Consider the following 26,190-nt stretch of genomic DNA (forward strand, 5'->3'; position numbering starts at 1 on the left):
CTTGGTGTTGTCTGTTGACCAATTTTGTCACCTCTTAATTAACAGACAAGGTTTAATATCATTGAGATTAAATCTTTTATTGCGAAGCACCTTAAACAAACATTATGGGTAAACCGTTACTGCGCTGTCAGCAACTGAGTTGGCAGGTTGACAACAAAACCATCCTCAGCGATATCAGCATCGACATTAACACCGGTGAGCGAGTCGCAATTATCGGCCCTAATGGTGCGGGTAAAACATCGCTATTAAAAGTATTCGCAGGGTTAATTACACCAAGTGATGGTCAAATCGCTTGGCAAAACAAGGTTATGACTCAGCTGAGCGCTAAAGAGCGCGCCAAGCGTATTGCCATTGTCAGTCAACAGCAGCAAGCGCTGTTTGATTTAAACGGCCTAGACATCGTTAATATGGGACTTATTCCTCATAAAACGCTGTTTTCAAGCAATACCGAGCACGACAATCACCAAGTCCAGCAAGCATTAGCGCAAGTGGGTTTAGCCGACAAGCAATGGCAACCATTTAATACGCTATCTGGGGGCGAGCAGCAACGGCTGATGATTGCCAAAGCCATCGTCCAAAATGCACCGTTATTGCTACTCGACGAGCCAACCAACCACTTGGACGTGTATTATCAGCATCAAATTTTGCAACTTGCGGTATCACTGCAACGCACCGTGATAATGAGTCTGCATGACATCAACTTAGCCAGTGTATATTGCCAGCGTATCATCGTCATTAATGGCGGGAAAATCGTCGCAGATGGCTCGGTAAACGAGGTACTTAATGCCGCGCTACTTGAGTCGGTTTTTCAGCTGCCGTGTCACCTGAGTCATCATAACGATCGACCATTAGTGCACTTTGTACCCGCTGGCACCGCCATTGCACCGGAGTCTACACACCATGACCATTAAGGCACGGAACACGACTCGGTTTTGGCGCACTCAGGCATTTTTAGTGTGTCTTGGCGTTGCCCTATTAAGTCTATTTTTTGCCATGGGAACCGGTGTATCGGGAGTTTCATACCAACAACTGTTTGAGTGTTTAAACGGCTGTGACACGCCGCTGACGCAAACCATTTTATTTGATATTCGCTTACCGCGCGTGCTGACCGGCTTCCTCGCAGGCTTTGGCTTAGCCATGTCAGGGGCATTAATGCAGAACGTCACTCGCAACCCGCTCGCTGATCCGTACCTTTTTGGTCTTGTTGCTGGCGCAGGACTGGGTGCCACCTTAGCCACATTACTGCCTGTCTCATGGCAGTTCTTGTCGATACCCGTCGCCGCCTTTTTGGGGGCGCTTGCCAGCATTACGGTTGTGTTAGTGTTACTGCGACAAGCGCATTGGCATCGAGTTGAGCATTTGTTGCTCGCTGGCGTTGCCGTATCGTTTCTGTGCAGTGCCATAACCAGTTTTATTCTCTACATGGGCGATGCCTTTGCTGCCAATCGGGTTATCTTTTGGCTGATGGGTTCACTGGCCAATCACAACAAGTACGCTGTTGTCATCTTAGTTACGGTTATCGTCGTCAGCTTGCTGCTTTCTTTGGCTCTAGCAAGGCAACTCGATGCGTTATTGCTCAGTGATGAAAGTGCGCAAAGCTTAGGCGTTGATGTTAAGCGACTTCGCGTCATCATTCTGTTAAGTTGTGCGGCCATGTGCGCCGTAATTGTCGCCTTTTGTGGTGGTATCGGCTTTGTTGGTTTAATGATCCCGCATATCGTCCGCCACTTTTTTGCTAAGACAACCGCGAAACTGATTATCTTCTCCGGCCTCATTGGCGGTAGCTTTTTGGTGTGGGTCGATGTTCTTGCTCGCACCCTACTCGATGGCCAAGAAATTCCCATAGGTGTGATCACATCATTGTTAGGGAGTGTCTTTTTCCTGATCTTACTAAGGCAAATGAAGTCGAATTAGCCCATATGTAGCAATTTAACCGCATCTACCGATAACAAACGAGCAGCATAAACATGAATCAAGACAAAAAAAGCGATAGCCATAAACAGCAAATCAAACAAGAAAAGCACCAACAGCGTCAACAACAATTAAAACAGCAAGTGGACGATGGCATCAACAAAGCAACCGCAGATAAAGGCTTGTTATTGGTGATCACCGGCAATGGTAAAGGCAAAAGCACCTCAGGCTTTGGTACCGTTGCTCGCGCCGTTGGCCACGGTTTAACCGCGTCGGTCACTCAATTTATCAAAGGCACTTGGGACTGTGGCGAGCGCAACTTACTGGAGCAACATGGTGTATCGTTTACTGTTATGGCAACAGGGTTTACCTGGGAAACACAAAACCGAGAAGCCGATATGATGGCGGCTGAACAAGCGTGGCAACAAGCCGCAAGAGATTTAGCAAACCCAGCTCTGGATGTGGTATTACTCGATGAAATCACCTACATGCTCAGCTACCACTACCTTGATATCGACGAAGTTATTAACGCCATCAATAACCGCCCTGCACATCAACATGTGATTATCACCGGTCGTAACTGTCATCGTCGCTTAATGGACATGGCCGATACCGTCTCAGAAGTGCAATCGGTAAAACATGCGTTTGACAGTGGCATAAAAGCACAACGCGGTATTGATTGGTAATTTAACGCTATGTTCTGGGATAAAATACCAACAAGGTTGAAGCCGTGGCTGATCACCATATTAACAGCGTGGCTGTCTATGCTGTTGCCTTGGTCAGTTAATGCAAGCGACATCGACAAAAACCAGATCCGCAACATAGGGGATAACAAATACCCGCAGCGCATTATTGCCCTCGCACCACACGTTGTTGAGCAACTGCATGATATTGGTGCTTATTCGCTGTTGGTTGCCACGGTCGAGCATGCCGATCACCCAAGTAAAGCGAAGCAACTGCCACGTGTAGGCAATTACGCCAAACTCAATATCGAAAAAATCTTGCTGTTACAGCCAGATTTGGTCATAGCATGGCACAGTCAAGGCTTAGCCAACGACTTACAAACACTCAGCGAATACGGCATTAACGTGGTGTATTCAAACCCAAGAACGCTATCGGATATCAGTAAGGAATTGCGCTGGTTGGGCGAGCTAACGGGGTACCAGCAACAAGCAAACGTCCGTGCCAATGCCTTTGATGCCAAACTAGAACAAATTAAAAAGCGCTATCAACACAAACCACCGATCCGCGTTTTTTATGAACTCTGGCCGCAGCCACTAACGACGATTGCAGGTAATGCCTGGTCACAACAACAACTGACAATATGTGGCGCTGAAAATCCGTTTGCACAGCTTGACAGCGACTACCCTCAAATTAGCCTCGAAAACGTTGTTAAAGCGAACCCGCAGGTGATTATCCAGCCGCTATCATCTGGTCAAAACGTAAACAGTCAAACGCTTAGCAATCAGACTGATTGGCAACCATTTGCGGTGATTGATGCCGTGCGTCATCAACAAATCGTGCGACCAAATTCCGATAGGTTACATCGAATGAGCGTTCGCTTATTAGATGAGCTGGCGCTATTGTGTCAACAACTCGATACTGCGCGAGGGTTTTATCAAAGCCGGCGCGTTCGTTAACACACCGACTATCGGTGATTATCAAAACGCAGATATGTCTGCATATTAATAAAAGTGTTAAAGCGTTTGGGTTACACCCGTAATAACCAAACAAAAAGGGAAACAGGTGATGTTGGCCGTGACTTGCTTAACAACGTCATGTCATTGCTAACCAGTCCTGTGCTGCCCCCGCAACGGTAATAGGCTTGCTCGCCAAGAACAGCAAAGCCTTAAGCCCGGAGACCGGCTTTAACGATATTTTCCAGGTGCGGCGGGCACCTGTTGTGAGGAAATATGAACAAACAATATAAAAATAACGTAACGCCGTTAGTCATCACTTTAGGTGTGGTATTAACATCAATAAACGGTCAAGCCATTGCAACACCTGCTAGCAAAGAGGTTGATGAACACGTCATCATCACCGCCAACAGAAATGCGCAAGCGCAATTTTTAGCGCTTTCGAGCAGCGAGATCTTCACTGCTGATGACATTGGTGCATTACAAGCAGCCAATATCGCTGAACTGCTTGATACCGTTGCTGGTATCAACATTGCCAGCCAAGGTGGCGCGGGCCAAACACAATCGATTTTTACCCGGGGCAGTAATGCTAACCATACCTTGGTATTAATTGATGGTATTCGCGTTAACTCCGCGACCTTGGGTTACACCAACATTTCAACGCTATCGCCGCAATTAATTGATCGTATCGAAGTGGTAAAAGGCCCTCGTGCCGCGCTTTGGGGCAGTGACGCCATCGGTGGTGTTATCCAAATATTTACCAAGCAATACGGTCAAGATGAAGGCTCACTGGCTTTCTCTGCTGGCAGTCATGGTTTTACTCAGGGCAGCGCGGCTATTGGTCTCGGTAATGAGCAACACCGTGTTAGCATTGCCGTTAACGCCGAGCAAAGTGATGGTTTTAACGTATACCAAAGCGACCCATTACCATACGATATTGACGAGCCAGATGAAGACGGTTACGACAAGTTATCGGCAAGCGTCAACGCCAATAGCAAGCTCAATAACAACTGGACAATCAATGCCGTGGCACTGGTTGAATCGGGTTCAAATGAGTACGATGCCAGCTACCCAGATAGCCCGTGCTGGGATGACCCGACCCAAACCTGCCCGGTGTTTTACGCCAATGAGCAAGCCCACGATAACGTCGCAGCCAAGCTAAGCGCCCAATACCAAACTGATCACTTTAGCTCAGAGCTAAGCTACGGCATCAGCCAAGATAAAGCTACGACCTTTGGTAATGGCATTGACAAAGCCATGGGCGACCAAATCAAGACGAAACGCGACCAGATCAGCTTTATCAACCAGTTAGCAGTAACGAATAACATCGGCTTTACCTTAGGTTTTGATTACTACAACGAAAAGGTATCAACCAACACCGATAAAGACGTATGGACAGACGGCTTTCAAAGCTGGGCGCAAGACGAACGTGATGTGAGTGCAGTATTTGCACAAACCAATAGCGTATTAGGAGCCTGGCTGTTTGAGGTGGCACTTCGTTATGACAATATTGAAAACATTGGTGATGAAACCACCTATAACCTAAGCCTTGGTTACCAACTGACGAAAAACACCTTGTTTTCGATTAGCCAAGCCACTGCGTTCAAAACGCCATCGTTCAACGATTTGTACTGGCCGGGAGCGGGAAACCCAAACCTAGCCCCTGAATATGTTGATAATACCGAATTATTGCTACGTCACCGTTTTGCTTACCAGCGTTTTGATGGCCAGGTGGAAGTGGTGTACTTTAAATCTGACATTAATAACCTAATTGCTTGGGCGCCAAATGCGTTTGGAGTATGGCAACCGGCAAATGTGATGCAAGCCGATATCGAAGGGTATGAGGTGTCATTAAACATTAACACCGGCGTACTATCACACACGTTGAATTACGCTGATATTGACGCCGAAAACACCGCTAGCAAAACAGCCTTGTTACGCCGTCCGCAAGAAACGGCGAGCTATCAGCTCAGTTATGATTGGCACGCGCTAACAACAACGTTGGTCGCTAACTATCATGGCACGTCACTCGATTCAGCTGGCGAACTTGACTCATACGTGGTCGTTGATATCGCTGCCAACTACGCTTTATCTGAGCAGTTAACGCTAAACGCTAAAGTAAACAACCTACTAGATCAACAATACCAAAGCGTGCAGAATTACATTGCAGATGGCATTAACTACAAGGTTGGCGTGAGTTACCAGTTCTAACACTGGTTTGAGGCTGTTTAATACTTACCTGATACAGGGGAATTTCTGATAAAGCGGGCTCTTATTGAGCTTGCTTTTTTAACACGCTCGGTTACTCTACACTCATTCAAACCTTGCTAACCATAAAGCGATAATAACGCATGATAGACTTTCGTAGTGATACCGTAACTCGGCCCACCGATGCCATGAAACAAGCCATGATCAACGCGCCGCTTGGCGATGATGTTTATGGTGATGATCCAAGCGTCAATGCCCTAGAGCAGCGCCTCGCAGATATGACCGGTTTTGAGGCGGCCATGATTGTTAATTCTGGCACCCAGTCAAACCTTTGTGCGTTATTAGCCCATTGCGCACGTGGTGACGAATACATCACCGGCCAAGGCTACCATACCTATCTCTACGAAGCAGGCGGCGCTGCTGTTCTCGGCTCGATAGTGCCACAGCCAATAGCTGTTCAGGCATCGGGTGAGCTGGCATTAGAAGACATTGCGGCAGTACTCAAAGAAAACGATCAGCACTTTGCCATGCGTCGCTTACTAAGCCTTGAAAATACCCATTGCGGTAAAGTGATACCGCTTGACTATTTTCAACACGCACGCACCTTTGCCGATGAGCACGGTTTCGCAATTCATTTAGATGGTGCTCGTATTTTTAACGCGGTTGTCGAACTTGGCATCGAATTAAAAGATATATGCCAATACGTCGATTCGATTTCCATTTGTTTCTCAAAAGGCTTAGGCACGCCGATGGGCTCGGTATTGTGTGGCTCTAAAGCGCTAATACAACGCGCCAGACGACTGCGAAAAATGGTCGGTGGCGGTACCCGTCAAGCGGGCATGATTGCTAGCGCGATGGATTACGCCCTTGACCATCATATTAGCCGTCTAAAAGACGACCACACACATGCCAAATTGTTTGCCTCACTTATAAAAGACGTTGAGGGTTTTGCAGTAACGGCCGTAAATACCAATATGGTTTATGTCGATATCGATCCTGCGCTTAACAGCGAACTGTTAAAGCAACTGTTAAAAGCCGAAGGTATTTTGGTATCTGGGGGACGCTCTTGGCGTATTGTGACTCATCTTGATATTAGCGAAGCCGATATTATCTACACCGTTGAAACCATCAAAGACTGCCTTAGTTTGATGCAACAAGCCAAAGTATAAAAACTTTTTTGCTGTGTGAATTCAACGGTTGAATGCAACGCTGATAACACAAAAAACGCCCCTGTGTATCAATCACTCAGGGGCGTTTTTATTATCAATTATTGTTATGATCGGGTCTGTTGACCTATAACCCTACTACTGCTGGAATCGGTATACCGAACCAATGTTAAGGATTTGGGTTAACTCATCCAGTGCGCTGCGCGACTCTACCAATAATTGCGGATCACGCAAGTCATCGAAGGTTAAGGTGTCGCGATAGTGCTTGTTCACCCAACCAGTTAATGTATCAAACAAACCATCAGACATAATGCAATTTGGATTAACCGCGTTAAGTTCAGCTTCAGTTAACGCAACACGTAAGCGCAAGCACGCTGGGCCACCGCCATTTTTCATGCTTTCATTCACATCAAAATACTTCACTTGTTTAATCGGTGTATTTTGAGTCACTAAGTCATCTAAATAAGTTTTTACGCTCGCATTTTCATAACAATGCATCGGCGCAATAATGGCCATTTCACCTGATGGTAACGTAATGATTTGCGTATTAAATAAGTAGGTATTAACACAATCGTTAACGCTCACTTGTTCATCACTGACTTTGATAAAGTGTAAATCACCCTCGCCAAACTTAGTGCGCACCTCATTTAAAAACGCATCAGTATTTAAAAACGCTTGCTCATGGTAGAACAACACATTTTGGTTACCTACCGAGATCACGTCATTGTGGAATACACCTTGGTCAATCACATCGGGATTTTGCTGTACATATACCACTTTATCGTCGTTTAAGCCGTGCAACCTTGCAACAGCGCGACTGGCTTCAAGGGTTTGCCGTGCAGGGTACTTTTTCGGCGCCGGTTTGCTGCCATTAAATGCGTACTTACCAAAGGTAAATATTTCAACGCCTTGCTCGCCGTAGGCATCGCACAATCGGGTATGGTTAGCAGCGCCTTCATCACCAAAGTGATCATTATCATTTAAATGCAGGTGGTGGTGAAAGTGATTCGCATCTGTAAACACACTTTTCAAAATATTGCCGGTTGTTTCTGGCTCAAGAGAACGGTGGAATTTATTGGTTAGATTCGCCGGTGTGAAATGCACCTTACCATCGTCAGTATCCGCTGATGGTGACACCGTACCGGCATTAGCGGTCCACATACTTGACGCACTGCAACACGCCGATAGCACACTTGGTGCTTCTTTGTGGGCTTGTTCGAGTACGCTTGCATCGGTTCCCGAAAAGCCTAATCGACGTAATGAAAAAATATCAGGACGCTCTTGTGGTGCAAACACCCCTTGCACCATCCCCATGTCGTGCAATGCCTTCATTTTTTTGAGACCTTGCAAAGCGGCATTTTTAGGGCTGGAGATATCGTTGGCATTTAACTTTGAGGCAACATTACCTTCAGACAACCCCGCATAGTTGTGCGTTGGTCCCACTAACCCATCAAAGTTTGCTTCAAAACTTTTCATAAATCCCCTTGAACTTTTTGATTGTAATGGCGCTATTTTAGCGATTTTTAAGCGTGAGTAAATGGCTAAACAAGCAACAAGACGACATCCGTTAATTAATTGTTAACTTTTCATTGACAAACGAGAGTCAGTGCTTTAGATATAAATGAACTAATAGCAAATATTCATTAGGCGATGGGCAAACAAATTCTATTCATTATTCTCGTGGTTGTCTTGGTAGTGTTACCAAGGCACAAGGGTTTATTGAATCGCTAACATATCGCATAAACATTCACATAAACCCTCCGAGTAAGCTCCGAGGGTTTTATTTTTTTTAGGGCAAAAAAATTTTAAGGCGGCACTATGAGCAACGAATCGCTATACTCTGGCGCACAATTATTAACCAAATCATTGGCCGAACTGAATGTTGAATTTATTTTCGGCTACCCGGGTGGGTCGGTTCTCGACATTTACGATGCCATTTTTCAGCAAGACAAAGTTAGCCATATCCTGGTTCGCCACGAACAAGCCGCTACCCATATGGCAGATGGTTACACCCGCGCAACCGGTAAAACCGGTGTTGTATTGGCAACCTCAGGTCCTGGCAATACCAACTGTATCACCGGTATAGCCAATGCTTATATGGACTCCATTCCTATGGTGATTCTTGCCGGCCAAGTACCGTCTAATCTGATTGGTGGCGATGCCTTTCAAGAAACGGATATCGTCGGTTGTTCACGCCCTATCGTCAAACACAGTTTTGCCTGTCGTGATGTAAACAGTTTGCCCAATGTGCTTGCTAAAGCATTCTATTTAGCCGAAACCGGTCGCCCAGGTCCGGTGGTGATTGAGTTGCCTAAAGATATTCTCAATCCCGATATTACCGTACCGTTTCACATGGACCGCGAGGTCAATATTCGCTCATATCATCCCACGGAAAAAGGTCATAGCAAACAAATCAAAAAGGCGGTGCGAACCATTGTCGATTCAAAACGCTTAGTTATTTACAGTGGCGGCGGTATTATCCTGTCCGATTGTGCCGATAAACTTACCGAACTAGTCGAGCGGTTAAACGCACCATGCACTAACACCTTGATGGGGTTAGGTGGCATCAGCGGCCTCCACCCGAACTTTATCGGTATGCTTGGCATGCACGGCTCGGTAGAAGCTAACAAAGCCATGGCTGGCGCCGATGTGATTTTAGCCATTGGCGCACGCTTTGATGATAGGGTTACCAACAAAGTCGAAAAGTTCTGCCCGAACGCCACCATCATTCACGTCGATATTGATCCAACATCGATATCCAAAACAGTCAACTCGCACATCCCCATTGTGGGTTATGCCGATGTGGTGATTGCGCAACTGTTAAAACAATTAGATGCGGTAGGCCATGTCCCGAATGCTGAAGACTACAGTGATTGGTGGCAGCAAATTAACCAATGGCGAGAGCTAAACAGTTTTAGTTATGAAAAGCATCCGGAAAAAATAAAGCCACAGCAAGTTATTGAAAGTATCTACAAACACACAAATGGTGATGCCTATGTCACCTCGGATGTGGGTCAACATCAAATGTTTGCGGCCCAATACTACCCGTTTAAAGAGCCCCGTAAGTGGATAAACTCCGGTGGCCTTGGCACCATGGGCTTTGGTTTTCCGGCGGCCATGGGCGTAAAAGTAGCCTTTCCTGAAGCGGATGTGGTGTGTGTGACCGGTGATGGTTCAATTCAAATGAACATACAAGAGTTGGCAACGTGCCTACAATACCAATTGCCGGTGGTGATTGTGTCTTTGAATAACCGTAGCCTTGGCATGGTGAGACAATGGCAAGATATGATCTATGGTGGTCGTCACTCGCACTCTTACATGGAATCGTTACCTGATTTTGTCAAATTAGCAGAAGCTTATGGTCATGTAGGCATTCAAGTCAACCATCCGGATGAATTGGACGAAGCCATCGCCTCAGCGATGGCAATTAAAAATCGATTGGTATTTGTAGATGTCCTTGTCGATGAAACTGAGCATGTCTACCCTATGCAAGTGCGATTCGGTGCGGTAGATGATATGTGGTTACGAAAGGGAGAAAAAGTATAATGCGTCGTATATTATCCGTATTGTTAGAGAACGAGCCTGGAGCACTGTCGCGCATTGTCGGCCTGTTTTCTCAGCGCGCGTTTAACATTGACAGTTTAAACGTCTCACCAACAGACGATCCAACCTTGTCACGCATCACGTTAACCACCTTTGGTGACGATCAAGTGCTGGAGCAAATCACCAAGCAGGTCAATAAATTGGTGGATGTCTTGCGAGTTTCCGACTTGACCGAACGGCAACACATTGAACGAGAAATTGCGTTAGTGAAAGTGCTAGCGATGAATGTCAAAACGCGCAACGAAGTTAAACGCTTAACTGACATTTTTCGTGCTGACATCATCGATGTAGGCAAACAAATTTACACCGTGCAAATCACTGGCGATGATAATAAAATTAGCTCGTTTATCGATATTATGGCCAACGAAACCGATATCATCGAAGTGGTGCGCTCGGGCGCGGTAGGTATCGCTCGCGGAGAAAAAGCATTAAGAGCATCATTTCGATAAACACCCAAAAGACACACCATAGCGGAGCCAAGGCTCCGTTTTTATCGACTATGACCATGATCATCTGCGCCGAAAAATCCGATAAAAAAGACATCAAGCGATTTTATAAACAGCAAAAGTATAACGCCAGATTTCTCGGCGACGATGCCTGCTATTTCATCAAAGACAACGAACAAATCATTGCCTGTGTCATTATATCTTATCAACACCGCTCACCATTTTTGCACGGTTTGTGTGTCGATGGCACTCATCGACATCAAGGCATAGCGAGGCAATTACTAACGCACTGTCAGCATTTGCATCAACACATCTATTGTTTTGCACAAGACTCGTTAGCAGGGCTTTATCTGAATAGTCACTTTAGCCAAGTCTCGCAAGATACCTTGCCTAACTCATTACAAACGCGGTTTACGAGTTATCTGCGTAAACAAACTAATCTTGTTGCTTTTTATCACCAATCCAACTCTTAACATGTTTTTCTTCATCGTAATGAAAGCGTACTTTCACCGGAAGTCCTTCCACCATATGCTTAGGGACGGGTGAGATATCTAAGGTAATTTTAATCATCGCTTTGCTCACATCAAACGGTCCTGTCAGTGATGGTGGTAACTGCTGTGTCATCTGTACCGGGCGATTAATTTTACCCTCGTATTTATCACCATTAGGAAACTTTATCGTTGCTGTTTGACCTATTTTCGCGTAATCCATACGTTTAGGCTGCAAATAAACAATCACTACGGGCTCAGTTAAATTACTAAGCGTTAAAATAGGCTCCCCCTCGCCTAAAAACTCTCCTTCTTCAACGAGCACCTCATTAATTAGCCCTCCCTTGGGGGCAACGAGGTTCAACATTTCACTTCTAGCTTGTGCCTCTGCTAGAGCTAATTCGATATCTAATACCGTTTTGGCTAATGGTCCATTACGATGTTGACTCACCGCAGACTCAAAGCTGATTAAAGCTTGTTGATAGCGATTTTTTGATTGAACATCCGTTTGTTCAATCAGCAAGCGGTCACTCAACGGTAATACGCCTCGTTGCTGATAATCTTTATATTTAGCACTGAGCCTTTTACTATCTCGATCGCTAGCTTTAAGACTGGCTATCTGTTGGTTATAAAGTAACTCTAGATTTTGCAAACCTTTCTGATGCAACTCTTTAAAGGTATTGTGTTTGGTTTGTAACAATGCATATTGGCGTTCTACCACTGGTGATGACAGTTCAACCAGTATATCCTTTGCTGTAACCGAGTCACCATCTCTAACCTTAATCTTTTTTACGAATACTGGTTGTGGTGCATGCAAGACAACCGGCTGAGTAGTTAAAATACCATCGGCTTGCACGAGGAGTTCATCATCTAAAAGATGCCAACCAAAAATAACCAACGGGGATAATATAAGTAGTACCAACAAATACCAGCGAAAGCGAAACGCGACCCGCTTAGCAGGTGCGTACATCACATCGAAGCCATCATTGCGAATCGGGTTTTTTTGCTTTTCAGTTTGAAATTGAATCTTCATTAGAACTTCTTACCTCGCTTTAAAACCCACCAAGGCGCCATGTTGCTTTCTTCGTGACTACGCCTTAATACTTCATTAAGAACCGCTATTGCGGTAAAAATCCGAACAATAAAGGTGTAGATAGGAAAAGGCATTAGCGTTATATAACCAATGATTTTTAGATCTTGTTCTCGTCGTTCAGAGATTGCTACGATAAAAATAAAAAAAGTAATGTAGCTGATGATGAGATAAGCGAGGTATTGAACAATGAACATGGCTATTGCGAATTCATAGCTAAACGTTACTAAAACCCAAATGTTGAAAATAACCACTAAGATGGGGATCAACACGTTTTGTAACACTCCATAAACCACGGTGAATATAAACGTCTTCCATCCCAAGAGATCTGGACTAAATGCGTAAGGGTGCTTACGTAAATAAAGGAATAATAAATCGCCATCCCAGCGCATTCTCTGCCAAAAAAGCTCTTTCCATGTTTTAGGTACGTCCGTATGCCCTATAGCTCTGGCTGCAAACGGAATACGCATTTGAGGATAACGACGCATGTACTGTTTAATGCGCATGGTTAAATCAAGATCTTCAGCCGTATGAGTATCCCAACCTCCTATTTGTTGCAAAAACTCGCGACGAAATGCTCCAAAAGCTCCCGATACGTTGTTAATAAGATTCCATTCGGCAAGGCCTGTCTTACCAGCCTGGAGTGAAATCATATACTCTAGTGCTTGCATACGAGTGACCACGGAATCTTTAACATTACGGACTCGCAGAGCGCCACCGACCGCTGGCACATTAGGATCTTCGAATTCCTTAAGTATTTCGTAGACCATATTATTATCGAATGACGTATCACCATCAACGTTAATAACGATGTCCCCTTTCGCACTATACAACCCTGCATTTAGCGTACTAACCCGGCCACCACGTTGCCATTTAGGTAAGACTTCAACATCTCTATTATGATAATTCCTAGCTATCTTTATGGATTCCATAGCCGCTTGGTAAGTGTGTATGTTTTGCTTTGCACCATCGACTACGGCGATAATTTGAATTCGGCCCGAGTATATTTGTTCACACAAACTAAGTACCGTGCCCTTTATTGCATCGCCTTCACCATAACAAGTAACAATACAACTCACCTTAGGATGGAATGACAACGGCCCTCGAAGATTTCGGCGTCGGTACCAAACTAATATGCCAGAAAATACGGTAATCATAAGAGGTAATTCGAAAACAAGTAGCATAGGTAAAAATACAATCATCACATCGAGATGCTGTGATACGATGGTTATTGTCGATATCACAAAATAGATGACAGTATTTAAGTCCATACTTATCTCATCTCCGTGTAGCGCTCACCCAACCAAACATCAGAGTTTCCATCTAAACTTGAGTCGTGCAACGTTTTAATATTAACAGCAAGCTGTAACGAATTATCTGCTTGTTGCTCTACAATAGCAGCTAATTTTTGCTTAACGACTTCAAGCCCAGCATCATTAACTTTCGGTAACAGAAACAACAAGGTCTCATCATTATATTGGCACAAAACATCTGTCGTCCTTAATAATGCTCGCAACTGCTTGGAAAACGTTTCGATTTGTGCCATTAGAGCCACTGTCGATAAATTTTGACTTAGTTCCGGTAGATTAACGTATCGTAACCCCATAAACACATGTTGAACTTTGTCTCGAAGCGCCATTTTATTAAGCCAATTCAGCATCCAAGAAAACTGTTCTCTGCTAACAGGTTCACCTAACGCTTTCGCTAAATTATGAGGCTCGGTACCTGTCTTAATCTTTATATAGCCATTGTGGCCTAATGCAAAACTGAAGTATTGCTTTTGGACCAACTGTTCGATGCCGTTAGCATAGTGACAACTAAAACAATGAGCCCTTACATCCGCTTCGATAAAAAAGTTATCACAAGCATTGCAACGTTTGTTTTCGATAGGCCGATCATAATCTGTGCCGATGTGTCTAAGTTTCGTTAAACAATTTGGGCAGACCATTTCCCCTGTTCGTACAAATGTTTGCTGCTCACCGACATGTCCACAAGTAAAACAATGTAATGCCCGCTCTATTTTTAAATCAATAGAGTGGCAATCAGGGCAACAATCCACATAATTAAGTAACGATGAACCACAACTATGACATTGGCGTAGGCGATCTATGAGCTTTTCTTTGACGAGAAGACCGGCACTGCATAAACGTTCGAGCCAAAGTTCTTTACCTATACCGTCATCCCATATATCTAAAAATGGGTAAACATAAGATACATCATGGTCAGTTTGACAATGAGCCTTTAACGAGCGTTCAGCGACAGCCCAAAGGTAAATAAGCAAACGCGCTTCGAGGTTTTGCTCAGCTTCAAGTTTGCAGTCATCGAGCCGTGCTTGATATTTTTTTATAGCAATATCAATGGACGGAGGTACTAAGCCATCAACCATAGGTATTTCTGCAAAAGCCTCCGTTGTCACAAAGATAGGTATTGCAAAATGTTCGCTGTCGCTACGCAACGTTATCAACCATTGATTAACAACGCTTTTATCATCAACATCAATCACTGCTGCATGAAAAAGCTCATTTGTTAAGTCGACATCATCGTCTTCGGCTATGCGGCTAATATTCAAATCCCTGTCTATGTTAGACTGGCTACGATTACTGATTAATAAAATATTCCCCATTAAGATCGTCTCGCTCATTGTTGTTAGAGCATCAGCGCTGACTCCAGCACATTAAGCTCAACCACTCTCTAATAGATTAAAATAACCCCATCAACCAACCTAAGTTAACTTCATTTAACTATAGTGCATTTATCATTGACAACAGTACCTTGGTACCATTACCAAAAGCTAAAACACGATATTCTTTCCCTGCCAATCCAAATAACTTAATTTGCCATCAATCTCGGCTCCCTCGGTAATACCAATGCATTGTTTGGCAACAAAATCGGGGGTGAACAATTTATCTGCAGGGACGTTACCTTGAAACGGCTTTGACAATGGCGTGTCGGTTGTTCCAGGATGAAACGCTATCAGCTTTACATGTTTAGCCCGCCGTGCATACTCAACGGCAGCGGTTTTTAGCAACATATTTAACGCCGCTTTAGAGCTTCGATAACCGTACCAGCCCCCCAAACGATTATCGCTAATCGAGCCAACTCGTGCCGAAAATACGACAATACGACATGTTGGGGAGCGGCTCAAACGCGGCAAGAGAGCTTGTACAAATAAAAATGGGATCAAGGCATTAATATGCCACAATGCCATGACTTGCTTAATACCAACATCTTCAATACGCTTTTCGGGAACAATGGTATCGCTATGCAAGATCCCATTACAAATGTAGATCTGAACAATGTTTTGATACTGTGCGCCTAACCATTGATCAAGTTGCGCAAAGACCGACGCTATGCTCGATTCAGTATAGTCACAAGCGATGTGCACAAGCTTGGCGTGTTTTTTAATATCGCCTGACTGAGCCTGAAAGTTCAAGCCTTCGGCTCCCCGAGGCGAAGCACATTGGCGTGATATCAGAATAAGGTATTCATCGGGAAAGCGTTGCAGCAGGTTGTCGATAAGTGCTTGCGCAATCGTTGATGAACTGCCGATCACCATGCGTTGATTCACAAGCTTATACCATTGACGCGGATCAGCAAAACAATGATATGACAGCTCACCACCACAATACTGACGCGTTGGCGCATTTGCCGATAGGCTCGATAGGCCGCGTCACCCGTTTCGAGTGGGTAAGCTAAGTTACGTAAATTACGTTCGCTCACTAATAGCGCGACATAACACCCTGCTAATACCAACAACCCCCAGTGCCAAGCAATGAAGACAATGCTCAACAACGCACACCAGCTGACCAACATAATCACGTTACTAAATAGCAATAATCGACCTGCATCAACGGTGCCCCTGCCCACCAACGCTTCGGCCCATAAGCTGCCAGCTAAAAAACTGACGATCAGTGCACTATACGATACAAACAATAATATTGTGGTTGTATCACTCAGGATAGAATGGGACACCAGTAAAGCGAAGGCTAATCCGATAAATGGCACTGTGCCTGCCCAGCCTAAGACTAATGCGATGGAGATGTGTTTGCCCGAATTTTTCACCCATGCTCCTTGACCAAAATTAATATTATTTATGGTTTACTCGAACGACAGCACCCGCCTTAAAGCGACTCGCAATGACAAATACGGCTTGACGCTCATGTCGCTTCCCAACGCGAGTCTCCCCTTAGTATTATAAGATCGAATATCAAAAATGCGTGGCCGATGATTGATCTGGCAGCACACGCTACTCGTAAACTCATGACAAGATAACCAAGCAGAGCACGGAATGTTCTCATTAACCAACTGTTTGGAGGCTCGCATGGATCTCACCATTAAAAGTTTTGAAGGTCACATCTACTTTGCCGAAGTTGATGGCAATATTTTGGCTGATGCACATCATCAACCCGTGCGCTTTGATTCGATTAACGACATTAAAGAATATTTTCGTGGACACTCGCTCAATAGCGTTCAGTTGCAGCAATTAACCCCTTACGATGAAATGTGTGGGATGAGTGGTTCTACTGAGCCCTTGTCCATTCCGTTGAAGTGGTAGCAAAGGTAGAGCCAAATTGGCGCTAGGCAAATTGTGCAAAAGACAATTTTGATATAGATTGAAAGGTAGCTGGTGTTTGAATTTAAACACTTTTTCTGCACATCAACCTGTACGGATACGTCATGAATTTTGCCGAGTTTACGTCCAAGCGCTATTTTTCCCGTGATTTGAGTTGGCTAAATTTTAATGAGCGGGTGTTGCAAGAGGCGCAAGACAGCAGCAATCCACCAATCGAACGGTTGCGCTTTTTGGGGATATTCTCTAATAATCAGGACGAGTTTTTTCGGGTCAAAGTATCAGATCTAAAGCGCAATGCGTTACTTAAACGCGCAGAAGGTGATGTGGACGCGCTTGCCCAATACCAAGCCTTGTTTAATGAAATTCAGCAACGCGTGTTGCAATTTAATACGCGTTTCAACGAAACCTACCAAAATATTCGGCAAGATTTGTGTTACGAAGGCATTAATATCATCGACAACACCGAGCTATCGTCCTTCCATCAGCAGTGGTTACGTCAATATTTTACCGACAAAGTGTTGCGCTTTATACAGCCGCTTATCGTCAGTAAAAACATGGATTTTACCACCTGTATCGAAGATCACATTACTTACTTATTTGTCGAGCTAACCACCGTAGAACAACGTCAGTATGCCGCCATTGAAGTGCCCGTTGATGACTCGCCACGATTTGTTCTATTACCCAAAGAAAGTGATAGCACAGAGCAAAAAATCATACTGCTTGATGACATTATATGTTTTGCTCTGCCCAGTATATTCAAGGGCTTATTCCACTTTGATGAGATCCATGCCTACTCCTTTAAAATGACTCGCGACGCCGAATATTATCTTAAAGAAGACGACATCGATGATTCCATCTTGATGAAGATGTCGAAAAGCATAAAGCAACGTTTACATGCTGAGCCCGTGCGGGTTGTATGCGACCAAAACATGCCATCAAGGATGGAAAAAAAACTGAAAAAGCTGCTCGGTTTTACCTCGTATGACTCGACCTTACCGGGTAGCCGATATCGAAATTTCAAAGACTTTATTGGCTTTCCAACCGTTGGTAAAAACAAATTATGCTACCGCAAATGGGCCGCTATCGAATGCCAAAATTTTGCCACGTATGACACCGTCTTTGACGCCATTTCTCACAAAGATATTCTATTGCATTACCCTTACCACAAATTTCATCACTTTAAAGAATTTGTGCGCCAAGCGTCTTTCGATCCCAAGGTGACATCGATAAAACTCAATGTCTATCGGGTTGCCCCTAAGTCGCAAGTCATTGGCTCGTTACTCGATGCGGTTCGCAATGGCAAAAAAGTCACCGTAAACATCGAACTAAGAGCACGCTTTGATGAACGTAACAATATTGAGTGGGCTAAACGAATGACCGACGGGGGCATTAAAGTATTGTTTGGTATCCCGTCATTGAAAGTGCATTCCAAGCTGTGCCTTATTAATCGTCAAGAGCAAGGAAAAATCGTTCGATATGCGCAAATTGCCACCGGAAATTTTAATGAAAAAACCGCAAAGATATACAGTGACAGTGCCTATTTTACCAAGGATCAGCAAATCGCTGACGAAGTAAATAACGTCTTTCGATTTATCGAGCACAGCTATCGTCAATTTACCTTCAAACATTTATTGCTCTCTCCCATTAATCAGCGAGAAAAAATCAATCAACTCATAAAAACAGAGATAAAGAATGCCAAGGCCAATAAGCCTGCCGCGATCACCTTAAAATTTAATAACATTGTTGATCAACCGCTTATCGACTTACTATATAAAGCAAGCCAAGCTGGCGTGAATATTCGTTTGCAGGTGCGAGGTATGTGTTCATTACTGCCTGGTGTCGCCGGTATGAGCGACAACATTCATGTGGTCAGTATTGTCGATCGTTATTTAGAACACGCCCGGGTGATGATATTCCACGCAGGAGGGGCTCACAAAGTGTATATTTCATCCGCCGATTGGATGACTCGTAATATTGAAGATCGGGTAGAAGTAAGTGTGCCGATATACGACAATGATTTGAAAAAACAGCTGATTGATTTGGTTGAATTTGCCTTTAAAGATAATTGTAAAGCGAGAATAATCGACGCCAAGCAAACTAATCATTATGTCCCGCAACACAACAACAAGCCCTTTCGCGCGCAAAAACAATGTTATGAATATATAAAACAATTAGAGAAACCAGGCAAATAGCACCAGCTTTTTAACGCCAATTGTTTGCCATTATTGCTTGTCTCGCACTAGGCTAAAGTACATGAGTGTCTACTTAAGGAATACTCCACGATGGCAAATGACCCGTTAGAGACCCCTTCAAACGTTGATGAAAGCAGTCATGCGGCACAAACCGTAGCGGTGGTTGATTTAGGCTCAAATAGCTTTCACTTGGTGTTAGCGCGGATCATTGCTAAAGATGTACAAATTCTTCTCAGGGAAAAAATCAAAGTTCGCCTTGCGCGGGGCTTAGATGAGCAGTTGATGCTCAGTGATGAAGCCATCCAACGAGGGTTAGATACATTAAAAATATTCGCTCACACATTAAAGGGGTTTCATCCAGACGATGTCAGCATTCTTGGTACCTACACCCTGCGCGCTGCGAAAAATAGCCAACGCTTTATCGAACAAGCTAAACAAATATTGCCCTACCCCATCAAGCTTATCACTGGTCAAGAAGAGGCTCGACTGATTTATCATGGTGTGGCGCACAGTATGTATTTTACTGAAAATCGGTTGGTCATTGATATCGGCGGTGGCAGTACCGAATTTGCCTTAGGCCGTCATTTTCAACCACTGGCATTAACGAGTCGTAATATAGGCTGTGTCAATTTAAGCGAGCAGTTTTTTGCGGACGGGAAAATCAGTAAAAAGCGTTTTGAAAAAGCATTGTTGAAGGCCGAGCGACACATACAACCCATCGTAAAGCAATACAAGAGCATCGATTGGCAACACTGCGTTGGTACCTCGGGCACCGTATCAGCATTATTGCAAGCCGCTCAAGAAAACGACTTAACCGAGCACTACCTAACCCTTGAAGCATTGCTCAAACTAAAAGACAAACTGCTGTCATATCGACACGTTAATGATATTGATTTGGCGGGGATCAGTGACGATCGTAAAAGTGTCATCATCAGTGGCCTTGCCGTCATGCTTGCTGCGTTTTTGATGCTGGATATCGATCAATTGGAATATTGCGATAAAGCTCTACGTGAAGGTGCTCTGTATGAAATGGAAGACAGACTTGAACATGATGATATTCGCGAGCGAAGTGTCGACAGCCTTATCTCGCGATTGTCCGTCGACGTCGAGCATGTTCAGCGTGTTCAGCAAACAAGTCAGCATCTGCTATCACAACTTGTGAATCAGTCTCCTCTAAAAAGCATTCCCGAAGCTGAGAAAGTTTTACATTGGGCAACTAAGTTACACGAGATAGGGTTGCACATAAACTCATCAGGCAGTCACAAGCACTCTGCCTACATTGTTAGCCAATCAGAATTATCAGGCTTTGATCAAGAGCTGCAAAGATTAGTCACGACATTGGTCAGATTTCAACGGAAAAAGATAGATATTGATGAATTACCTGAGTTTACTATGTACGCGTGGTCTGACGTACGTAAATTGATGGCTATTTTTCGCATAGCAGTGCTGTTAAACCAAAAACGGCAAGATGATTTTTTACCGCAAGTCACGCTAACGATAGAGGACAATATTTGGCAACTGCTCTTTGCTAATAACTGGCTAGATGAACATGCTCTGGTTGAAGACAATTTAGTGACCGAAGTAAATCAACTAAAAAAAATAGACCTGCTATTACAGATTGCTTAGTAAATTACACTCATGACTAGGTACTTTTGCTTTGGTGTTTGTCATGTGGCAGTTTAAGTGGTTTACATAAATAACCTTTGGTGTGTGCTGAACGCGCACAATCTTTGCAAATAAACCTCGGCTTATCAACAATATGCCACAACTCGTGCAAATGACCTTCCACTTCTTTTTTCTTCCACTTACATAGTGACTTCACCATGATCTATCCTGTGCCCTTATCTACCCACAGATAAGTATAATCGCAAACCCGTATTGCGTTTAGGCAACAGGCGATTATTTAGCCGTACTGAGCAATAAGACTTTATATCGTTGCTGTTATACATACCGCACAAATCAAGTGTGTTAAAACGCAAAAAGCCGGCTATTAGCCGGCTTTTTACTTCGATAAGTGGCATCCCGTAGGGGATTCGAACCCCTGTTACCGCCGTGAAAGGGCGGTGTCCTAGGCCTCTAGACGAACGGGACGCAGAGATTGCCTACAAATCTAAGATTTGCACTCATCTAAAATAATGCTGTTAATGCACACGATGAATAAAGACAAAATATAATAACTTTGAAAAGTTATTGAAACCTAGAATAAAAATGAAGTGGCATCCCGTAGGGGATTCGAACCCCTGTTACCGCCGTGAAAGGGCGGTGTCCTAGGCCTCTAGACGAACGGGACACTGAATACGCCTGCAAACCACCGGTTTGCTATTCAGTGTAAGGTGAACATTTCATATGTGAAATGGAACAGCCTTATTCTACTGAACTCTGGCATTTAGTGTGTCTGGTGAAAACACCGGGCACTAAGAACTTGAACTTCATGTAAAAAGAGAAAGTGGCATCCCGTAGGGGATTCGAACCCCTGTTACCGCCGTGAAAGGGCGGTGTCCTAGGCCTCTAGACGAACGGGACACTGAATTATTAACACTGTAAATCGTGTTAGTAACTTCAACGTGTCTGGTGAAAACACCGGGCACTAAGAACTTAAACTTACTCTTATAGAAAAATGGCATCCCGTAGGGGATTCGAACCCCTGTTACCGCCGTGAAAGGGCGGTGTCCTAGGCCTCTAGACGAACGGGACGCAGAGATTGCCTACAAATCTAAGATTTGCATCCACCTAAAACAATGCTGTTAACGCACACGGTGAATAAAGACAAAGTATAACAACCTTTAATCAGATTGTTGAAACCTAGAATAAAAAATGAAGTGGCATCCCGTAGGGGATTCGAACCCCTGTTACCGCCGTGAAAGGGCGGTGTCCTAGGCCTCTAGACGAACGGGACACTGAATACGCCTGCAAACCACCGGTTTGCTATTCAGTGTAAGGTGAACATTTCATATGTGAAATGGAACAGCCTTATTCTACTGAACTCTGGCATTTAGTGTGTCTGGTGAAAACACCGGGCACTAAGAACTTGAACTTCATGTAAAAAGAGAAAGTGGCATCCCGTAGGGGATTCGAACCCCTGTTACCGCCGTGAAAGGGCGGTGTCCTAGGCCTCTAGACGAACGGGACACTGAATTATTAACACTGTAAATCGTGTTAGTAACTTCAACGTGTCTGGTGAAAACACCGGGCACTAAGAACTTAAACTTACTCTTATAGAAAAATGGCATCCCGTAGGGGATTCGAACCCCTGTTACCGCCGTGAAAGGGCGGTGTCCTAGGCCTCTAGACGAACGGGACGCAAAATTCATAACCAACATGGGTTACACAACTTCAACAACTCTAACGTTTAGCAAGAAATGGTGGAGCCATGCGGGATCGAACCGCAGACCTCTTCGCTGCCAGCGAAGCGCTCTCCCAGCTGAGCTATGGCCCCTCTACCACTTGCATTCAACGTTGGCCTTGGACTGTCGTTGAAAACGAGGCGAATTGTATGGACTCATCGAAAAACTGTCAACACCTTTTTTGAATTAAATTGCAAAAAAGTGCGCGTTCGTTCACTAAGTAATCGCATTGGTTATTTTCTATGTAAACTGTGCCCGTTCCAACGAGAATATCAAGGTACGTACGCCGATTTTATCTATCGCGACAGCGTTCATTATCTTGCGGATTGTTAGCGTATATTAATCGTTGAGGTACTTAGCGTATGCCCGCAAGCTTGAAATAAAACTCAAATGCGGGCAAGTATGGTTCCATAACCTGGAACTGACAGTGATTAGAGTGGTTAGCTCCACAAAACAATTCTTGGTCGTTCACATTAACCAGATCCTCCCCTTCACTATATCAAACATAACTATTGAATATTGCTCAACTGTGATTAAAATGACGGGATTTGATCAACTCAAGTGACCGTTTTGTCGTGAACATGGCGTATTTATACCAATAAAAGCCTGCAAAACGAAAACGATTTACTACACTTTGCAAATAAGCCATACAATACCGCATCTTAGCGATGCGTTGAATTAACGCTTGTATGCATAGCAAAACAAGAAACAGAATTAAGGCAATCAGGGTGCTATTTATATGCGACTACAATCGATGAACGTCGTGGCCATTGGTGGTGGACACGGTCTTGGTCGGGTACTTTCTACCCTCTCCTTCCTAGAAAACCAACTAACTGGTATCGTCGCGACAACCGATAACGGTGGCTCAACCGGTAAATTACGACGCCGCACCAGCAGTATCGCTTGGGGTGATTTGAGAAATTGTCTTACTGAACTAACCGACTCATCATCCATAGCGACCCACTTGTTTAACTTTCGCTTTGACGGCAAAGATGAACTCGCCGGACATAATCTGGGCAATTTAATTCTTTATGCGATGAATGATATCAATCTTCGCCCGATGGAGTCGATCCGTGTTGTCAGTCAACTGCTCCAGGTAAAAACCTCCGTGCATCCGATGTCAGAAACCCCGACGGATCTGCTGGCCTTTTATAAGGAAGGTCGCGTTAAGGTTGGCGAGCTGTCAGTGGATGATATGACCCGCATGCCTGAGCACATGATGCTTGCCCCACTTGTTAAGGCATTACCGCAAACCATTACTGCGATAAATGCAGCTGATGTCATCATCATCGGTCCGGGTAGCTTTTTAACGTCGGTGGTTCCGCCACTGTTGGTCAATAATATAACCAGAGCCATTAATGACTCTGATGCTAAAGTGCTTTTTATTGATAACCTTGCCAAAGAGCAAACGCCTGCCGGTCGCTTGACTATCGATGAGAAACTCGAGTGGTTAACGTACAACATAGGGTGCCAACTGATTGATGCGGTGATAACCGCAGACAGTGATGCAACCTCCAATATGGTGCCGATTATCAGCCACCCACTGGCCGCTAAAGAGTCTCGTCACGTTCACGACAAAGCACAACTTGTGGATGCCATTGAGCAAGCGATAGAACGGTTGGAACACCATCAAGGAAAAAAGCGTAAACCTTATACGTTACCTCAAAAAATGGCCGTAACCTAATGGCCGTTAGTCAAACTATACCAATAATAAACCCGCATCATGCGGGTTTATTATTTTCACGATTAAACGTTGCGTATCATCACGACGCTTGCGACTTATCATCTTGACTAATACGACTCGCGACAGCCCCCTGCTGGCCTTTATATTTCGCGTCGCTACGTTTATTGTACGGACGCATCGCCTCACCAGACATTGATTCAAAATTAAGCGCGGCAATCGTCATTTTAGGGCGCAACGCTAGTGGTAATTTTCCTGAGTTGTAAAATTCCAATACAATTTGCCCTGACCAACCCGGATCAATACGGTGGGCGGTAACGTGCACCATTAATCCTAAACGTGCGAGCGATGAGCGACCATCTAACCATCCGACAATATCAGCAGGTAGTGTGACCGATTCATACGTCACACCTAGCGCCAATTCGCCTGGATGTAAAAAGAACGCTTGGTCTTCTTCAATGTGAATTTCATCGCTCATGACGGTGTTCATAGCCGCCTGAACATCCGCCTTAGGACCACTTAAATCAATATACGGTGCGTTGTGATCTTGAAACACTCGAAATTGATGACCTAAGCGTATATCAACACTAACGCCAGATATAACCGAATCATCAGGACGTGGGGCTATTTTTATTTTTTCCTGATTCATTAAATCAATAATGTCACGATCGCATAATCTCATAGTTTTCTTCTTTCTCGTTGTATCCGTTATGCTTTTACAATAACGTCTGGGGTTTGCGGGCTGGCATTATCTAATTGATAAAACAAATTGGCCGCTACATTACAGGCTATTCTACGGTACTGAGTGGTTAATTCACCAGTTAAATTTTCAGTTATTAACGAGCGACCATTATCAGCGTATTCGCCAATTTCCATATGCAAAGGCAATTGACCGAGAATTTCGACCTTATAATCATTGGCAAGCATTTCAGCGCCACCTTGGCCAAATAAATGCGCGTGATGACCACAATTATCACACACGTGATAACTCATATTTTCCACCACACCAAGCACCGGCACTTGTACTTTATCAAACATCGCAATGCCTTTAATGGCATCTTTTAAAGCGATATCTTGCGGGGTTGTGACAATCACAGAGGCTGCAACCGGCACTTTTTGCGCCAATGTCAATTGAATGTCTCCCGTCCCCGGCGGCATATCAATGATTAAATAATCCAGCTCATGATTATCTTCACTGCGCCAACTGGTTTCATTGAGCATTTGCGCAAAAGCCGAACTGGCCATTGGTCCACGCCAAACCGTTGCGTCTTTTTCAGCAACCAAAAAGCCTATCGACATCGCGGTGATACCATGTGCAAACAAGGGCATCATGGTTTTACCGTCTGCGGAGACTGGACGTTGATTTTCAATGCCTAACATCGTTGGGATCGAAGGACCATAAATATCCGCATCGAGCACACCTACACGTGCGCCTTCAGCCTGCAAAGCAAACGCTAGGTTCACCGCCGTTGTTGACTTACCTACCCCGCCTTTACCTGAAGCAACGGCAATGATGTTTTTTACGCCATTTAAGCCATGTTGACGGACAGGCTGTATCGCCAAATCAAAGCTGATTTCAACGTCAACATCAAACTGTTCAACCACGGCGCGAGCAATATTTTCCAGCTCCGATAAACAAGCGAAGTAGGGAGTAAAATATAACACCACAGTGCTATTTTCTCGTTTGACTTGCCAATCGAGCATGGCCGCATTAATGCCTTGCTGAAATACCGCAGAAGGATAGTTTTCAATAAAAGAGGTGATCTGCAAAAGCAAATCTGCCTCCTTTTTCTTATTGCCGAATAAATTTTTCAACATAATAGCCAGCTTTTCTTATAATTTATGAGATTT

At 44.3% G+C, this 26,190-nt stretch carries 22 protein-coding genes, 8 tRNA genes and 1 riboswitch; of the genes, 13 read left to right on the top strand and 17 right to left on the bottom strand.

Annotation, left to right across the window (positions count from 1 at the left end):
- Positions 1-104 precede the first annotated feature (104 nt).
- The 6 genes from ACAX20_RS09950 (at position 105) to ltaE (ending at position 6,925) form a co-directional block, all read left to right on the top strand.
- Positions 105-911, top strand: coding sequence for an ABC transporter ATP-binding protein (locus tag ACAX20_RS09950; RefSeq protein ID WP_371185883.1), 807 nt, complete (start codon positions 105-107; stop codon positions 909-911).
- Positions 901-1,914, top strand: coding sequence for a FecCD family ABC transporter permease (locus ACAX20_RS09955; RefSeq protein ID WP_371185885.1), 1,014 nt, complete (start codon positions 901-903; stop codon positions 1,912-1,914). The genes ACAX20_RS09950 and ACAX20_RS09955 overlap by 11 nt, the downstream gene beginning before the upstream one ends.
- Before the next feature lie 53 nt (positions 1,915-1,967).
- A complete protein-coding gene (gene cobO / locus ACAX20_RS09960) occupies positions 1,968-2,597 on the top strand; it encodes a cob(I)yrinic acid a,c-diamide adenosyltransferase (RefSeq protein WP_371185886.1) in 630 nt (209 codons plus the stop codon).
- Positions 2,598-2,606: 9 nt separating this feature from the next.
- Positions 2,607-3,551 carry a cobalamin-binding protein gene (locus ACAX20_RS09965; protein ID WP_371185888.1) on the top strand — a complete coding sequence of 315 codons (945 nt, stop codon included), beginning with the start codon at positions 2,607-2,609 and terminating at the stop codon, positions 3,549-3,551.
- Between the two features lie 45 nt (positions 3,552-3,596).
- Positions 3,597-3,797: riboswitch (cobalamin riboswitch) on the top strand.
- Positions 3,798-3,824: 27 nt separating this feature from the next.
- Positions 3,825-5,759 carry a TonB-dependent receptor domain-containing protein gene (locus ACAX20_RS09970; protein ID WP_371185890.1) on the top strand — a complete coding sequence of 645 codons (1,935 nt, stop codon included), beginning with the start codon at positions 3,825-3,827 and terminating at the stop codon, positions 5,757-5,759.
- A 140-nt stretch (positions 5,760-5,899) separates the two neighbouring features.
- Complete coding sequence (gene ltaE, locus ACAX20_RS09975; RefSeq protein WP_371185892.1) at positions 5,900-6,925, top strand: low-specificity L-threonine aldolase; 1,026 nt, start codon at positions 5,900-5,902, stop codon at positions 6,923-6,925.
- Between the two features lie 135 nt (positions 6,926-7,060).
- On the opposite strand, the gene astB is transcribed toward ltaE, so the two are convergent.
- Positions 7,061-8,398 (bottom strand): N-succinylarginine dihydrolase, encoded by a 1,338-nt coding sequence (gene astB, locus ACAX20_RS09980; protein WP_371185894.1) that lies wholly within the window; start codon positions 8,396-8,398, stop codon positions 7,061-7,063.
- A gap of 342 nt (positions 8,399-8,740) precedes the next feature.
- Between astB and ACAX20_RS09985 the strand changes: the two genes are divergently transcribed.
- From ACAX20_RS09985 to ACAX20_RS09995, 3 genes are read left to right on the top strand one after another with little or no spacing between them, the layout of a single operon-like run.
- Entirely contained in the window at positions 8,741-10,468 is a 1,728-nt protein-coding gene (locus ACAX20_RS09985) for an acetolactate synthase 3 large subunit (RefSeq protein ID WP_371185896.1), read from the top strand.
- A complete protein-coding gene (ilvN, locus tag ACAX20_RS09990; protein ID WP_371185898.1) occupies positions 10,468-10,974 on the top strand; it encodes an acetolactate synthase small subunit in 507 nt (168 codons plus the stop codon). The genes ACAX20_RS09985 and ilvN overlap by 1 nt, the downstream gene beginning before the upstream one ends.
- A gap of 50 nt (positions 10,975-11,024) precedes the next feature.
- Positions 11,025-11,444, top strand: a complete 420-nt coding sequence (locus ACAX20_RS09995) for a GNAT family N-acetyltransferase (protein ID WP_371185900.1) — start codon at positions 11,025-11,027, stop codon at positions 11,442-11,444.
- Here ACAX20_RS09995 and ACAX20_RS10000 read toward each other — a convergent pair.
- From ACAX20_RS10000 to ACAX20_RS10020, 5 genes are all read right to left on the bottom strand, one after another.
- The gene (locus ACAX20_RS10000; RefSeq protein WP_371185902.1) at positions 11,407-12,492 is read right to left on the bottom strand and encodes an HlyD family secretion protein; all 1,086 of its coding nucleotides are present in this window, start codon (positions 12,490-12,492) and stop codon (positions 11,407-11,409) included. The two genes, ACAX20_RS09995 and ACAX20_RS10000, sit on opposite strands and share 38 nt — an antisense overlap.
- Positions 12,492-13,820, bottom strand: coding sequence for a glycosyltransferase (locus ACAX20_RS10005; RefSeq protein WP_371185904.1), 1,329 nt, complete (start codon positions 13,818-13,820; stop codon positions 12,492-12,494). Before ACAX20_RS10005 ends, ACAX20_RS10000 begins: the two co-directional genes overlap by 1 nt.
- Before the next feature lie 2 nt (positions 13,821-13,822).
- Positions 13,823-15,118 carry a hypothetical protein gene (locus ACAX20_RS10010; RefSeq protein WP_371185906.1) on the bottom strand — a complete coding sequence of 432 codons (1,296 nt, stop codon included), beginning with the start codon at positions 15,116-15,118 and terminating at the stop codon, positions 13,823-13,825.
- Positions 15,119-15,340: 222 nt separating this feature from the next.
- Entirely contained in the window at positions 15,341-16,117 is a 777-nt protein-coding gene (locus ACAX20_RS10015) for an SDR family NAD(P)-dependent oxidoreductase (RefSeq protein WP_371185907.1), read from the bottom strand.
- Entirely contained in the window at positions 16,114-16,611 is a 498-nt protein-coding gene (locus tag ACAX20_RS10020; protein ID WP_371185908.1) for a DUF3429 domain-containing protein, read from the bottom strand. The genes ACAX20_RS10015 and ACAX20_RS10020 overlap by 4 nt, the downstream gene beginning before the upstream one ends.
- A 259-nt stretch (positions 16,612-16,870) precedes the next feature.
- On the opposite strand from ACAX20_RS10020, the gene ACAX20_RS10025 reads away from it, so the two are divergent.
- From ACAX20_RS10025 to ppx, 3 genes are all read left to right on the top strand, one after another.
- Positions 16,871-17,104 carry a DUF6482 family protein gene (locus ACAX20_RS10025; protein WP_371185909.1) on the top strand — a complete coding sequence of 78 codons (234 nt, stop codon included), beginning with the start codon at positions 16,871-16,873 and terminating at the stop codon, positions 17,102-17,104.
- A gap of 122 nt (positions 17,105-17,226) precedes the next feature.
- On the top strand, positions 17,227-19,314 hold the full coding sequence (ppk1, locus tag ACAX20_RS10030; protein ID WP_371185910.1) for a polyphosphate kinase 1: 2,088 nt from the start codon (positions 17,227-17,229) through the stop codon (positions 19,312-19,314).
- A 90-nt stretch (positions 19,315-19,404) separates the two neighbouring features.
- Positions 19,405-20,940 carry an exopolyphosphatase gene (ppx, locus tag ACAX20_RS10035; RefSeq protein WP_371185911.1) on the top strand — a complete coding sequence of 512 codons (1,536 nt, stop codon included), beginning with the start codon at positions 19,405-19,407 and terminating at the stop codon, positions 20,938-20,940.
- Positions 20,941-20,956: 16 nt separating this feature from the next.
- Here the strand turns inward: ppx and ACAX20_RS10040 are convergent, their stop codons facing one another.
- The 9 genes from ACAX20_RS10040 to ACAX20_RS10080 all read right to left on the bottom strand — a co-directional run bounded on the left by ACAX20_RS10040 (position 20,957) and on the right by ACAX20_RS10080 (position 22,750).
- The gene (locus ACAX20_RS10040; RefSeq protein ID WP_371185912.1) at positions 20,957-21,139 is read right to left on the bottom strand and encodes a hypothetical protein; all 183 of its coding nucleotides are present in this window, start codon (positions 21,137-21,139) and stop codon (positions 20,957-20,959) included.
- A 190-nt stretch (positions 21,140-21,329) separates the two neighbouring features.
- Positions 21,330-21,405: transfer RNA gene (locus tag ACAX20_RS10045), tRNA-Glu, on the bottom strand.
- 123 nt (positions 21,406-21,528) lie between these two features.
- A tRNA-Glu gene (locus ACAX20_RS10050) sits at positions 21,529-21,604 on the bottom strand.
- A 157-nt stretch (positions 21,605-21,761) separates the two neighbouring features.
- Positions 21,762-21,837 (bottom strand) — tRNA-Glu (locus ACAX20_RS10055).
- 95 nt (positions 21,838-21,932) lie between these two features.
- Positions 21,933-22,008 (bottom strand) — tRNA-Glu (locus tag ACAX20_RS10060).
- Positions 22,009-22,134: 126 nt separating this feature from the next.
- Positions 22,135-22,210: transfer RNA gene (locus ACAX20_RS10065), tRNA-Glu, on the bottom strand.
- A 157-nt stretch (positions 22,211-22,367) separates the two neighbouring features.
- A tRNA-Glu gene (locus tag ACAX20_RS10070) sits at positions 22,368-22,443 on the bottom strand.
- Positions 22,444-22,538: 95 nt separating this feature from the next.
- A tRNA-Glu gene (locus ACAX20_RS10075) sits at positions 22,539-22,614 on the bottom strand.
- A gap of 60 nt (positions 22,615-22,674) precedes the next feature.
- Positions 22,675-22,750: transfer RNA gene (locus ACAX20_RS10080), tRNA-Ala, on the bottom strand.
- Between the two features lie 647 nt (positions 22,751-23,397).
- Here ACAX20_RS10080 and yvcK point away from each other — a divergent pair.
- A complete protein-coding gene (yvcK, locus tag ACAX20_RS10085) occupies positions 23,398-24,342 on the top strand; it encodes a uridine diphosphate-N-acetylglucosamine-binding protein YvcK (protein ID WP_371185913.1) in 945 nt (314 codons plus the stop codon).
- 79 nt (positions 24,343-24,421) lie between these two features.
- Here the strand turns inward: yvcK and dcd are convergent, their stop codons facing one another.
- Both dcd and apbC read right to left on the bottom strand, forming a co-directional pair.
- Entirely contained in the window at positions 24,422-25,021 is a 600-nt protein-coding gene (gene dcd / locus ACAX20_RS10090; protein ID WP_371185914.1) for a dCTP deaminase, read from the bottom strand.
- Positions 25,022-25,047: 26 nt separating this feature from the next.
- Positions 25,048-26,157: an iron-sulfur cluster carrier protein ApbC gene (gene apbC, locus ACAX20_RS10095; protein ID WP_371185915.1), complete on the bottom strand. Its 1,110-nt coding sequence runs from the start codon at positions 26,155-26,157 to the stop codon at positions 25,048-25,050.
- Positions 26,158-26,190: the final 33 nt, after the last annotated feature.

The sequence above is a fragment of the Thalassotalea sp. Sam97 genome (assembly GCF_041379765.1).
Lineage (GTDB): Bacteria > Pseudomonadota > Gammaproteobacteria > Enterobacterales > Alteromonadaceae > Thalassotalea_A > Thalassotalea_A maritima.

Bases quoted from the DNA above. Each gene is read 5' to 3' on its own strand.
- ACAX20_RS10005 (WP_371185904.1), bottom strand. From the start codon at position 13,820: ATGGACTTAAATACTGTCATCTATTTTGTGATATCGACAATAACCATC.
- ppx (WP_371185911.1), top strand. From the start codon at position 19,405: ATGGCAAATGACCCGTTAGAGACCCCTTCAAACGTTGATGAAAGCAGT.
- ppk1 (WP_371185910.1), top strand. From the start codon at position 17,227: ATGAATTTTGCCGAGTTTACGTCCAAGCGCTATTTTTCCCGTGATTTG.
- ACAX20_RS10000 (WP_371185902.1), bottom strand. From the start codon at position 12,492: ATGAAGATTCAATTTCAAACTGAAAAGCAAAAAAACCCGATTCGCAAT.
- astB (WP_371185894.1), bottom strand. From the start codon at position 8,398: ATGAAAAGTTTTGAAGCAAACTTTGATGGGTTAGTGGGACCAACGCAC.
- ACAX20_RS09965 (WP_371185888.1), top strand. From the start codon at position 2,607: ATGTTCTGGGATAAAATACCAACAAGGTTGAAGCCGTGGCTGATCACC.
- ACAX20_RS09985 (WP_371185896.1), top strand. From the start codon at position 8,741: ATGAGCAACGAATCGCTATACTCTGGCGCACAATTATTAACCAAATCA.
- ACAX20_RS09995 (WP_371185900.1), top strand. From the start codon at position 11,025: ATGACCATGATCATCTGCGCCGAAAAATCCGATAAAAAAGACATCAAG.
- ACAX20_RS09970 (WP_371185890.1), top strand. From the start codon at position 3,825: ATGAACAAACAATATAAAAATAACGTAACGCCGTTAGTCATCACTTTA.
- ltaE (WP_371185892.1), top strand. From the start codon at position 5,900: ATGATAGACTTTCGTAGTGATACCGTAACTCGGCCCACCGATGCCATG.
- ilvN (WP_371185898.1), top strand. From the start codon at position 10,468: ATGCGTCGTATATTATCCGTATTGTTAGAGAACGAGCCTGGAGCACTG.
- ACAX20_RS10025 (WP_371185909.1), top strand. From the start codon at position 16,871: ATGGATCTCACCATTAAAAGTTTTGAAGGTCACATCTACTTTGCCGAA.
- cobO (WP_371185886.1), top strand. From the start codon at position 1,968: ATGAATCAAGACAAAAAAAGCGATAGCCATAAACAGCAAATCAAACAA.
- apbC (WP_371185915.1), bottom strand. From the start codon at position 26,157: ATGTTGAAAAATTTATTCGGCAATAAGAAAAAGGAGGCAGATTTGCTT.
- ACAX20_RS10040 (WP_371185912.1), bottom strand. From the start codon at position 21,139: ATGGTGAAGTCACTATGTAAGTGGAAGAAAAAAGAAGTGGAAGGTCAT.
- ACAX20_RS09950 (WP_371185883.1), top strand. From the start codon at position 105: ATGGGTAAACCGTTACTGCGCTGTCAGCAACTGAGTTGGCAGGTTGAC.
- yvcK (WP_371185913.1), top strand. From the start codon at position 23,398: ATGCGACTACAATCGATGAACGTCGTGGCCATTGGTGGTGGACACGGT.
- dcd (WP_371185914.1), bottom strand. From the start codon at position 25,021: ATGAGATTATGCGATCGTGACATTATTGATTTAATGAATCAGGAAAAA.
- ACAX20_RS09955 (WP_371185885.1), top strand. From the start codon at position 901: ATGACCATTAAGGCACGGAACACGACTCGGTTTTGGCGCACTCAGGCA.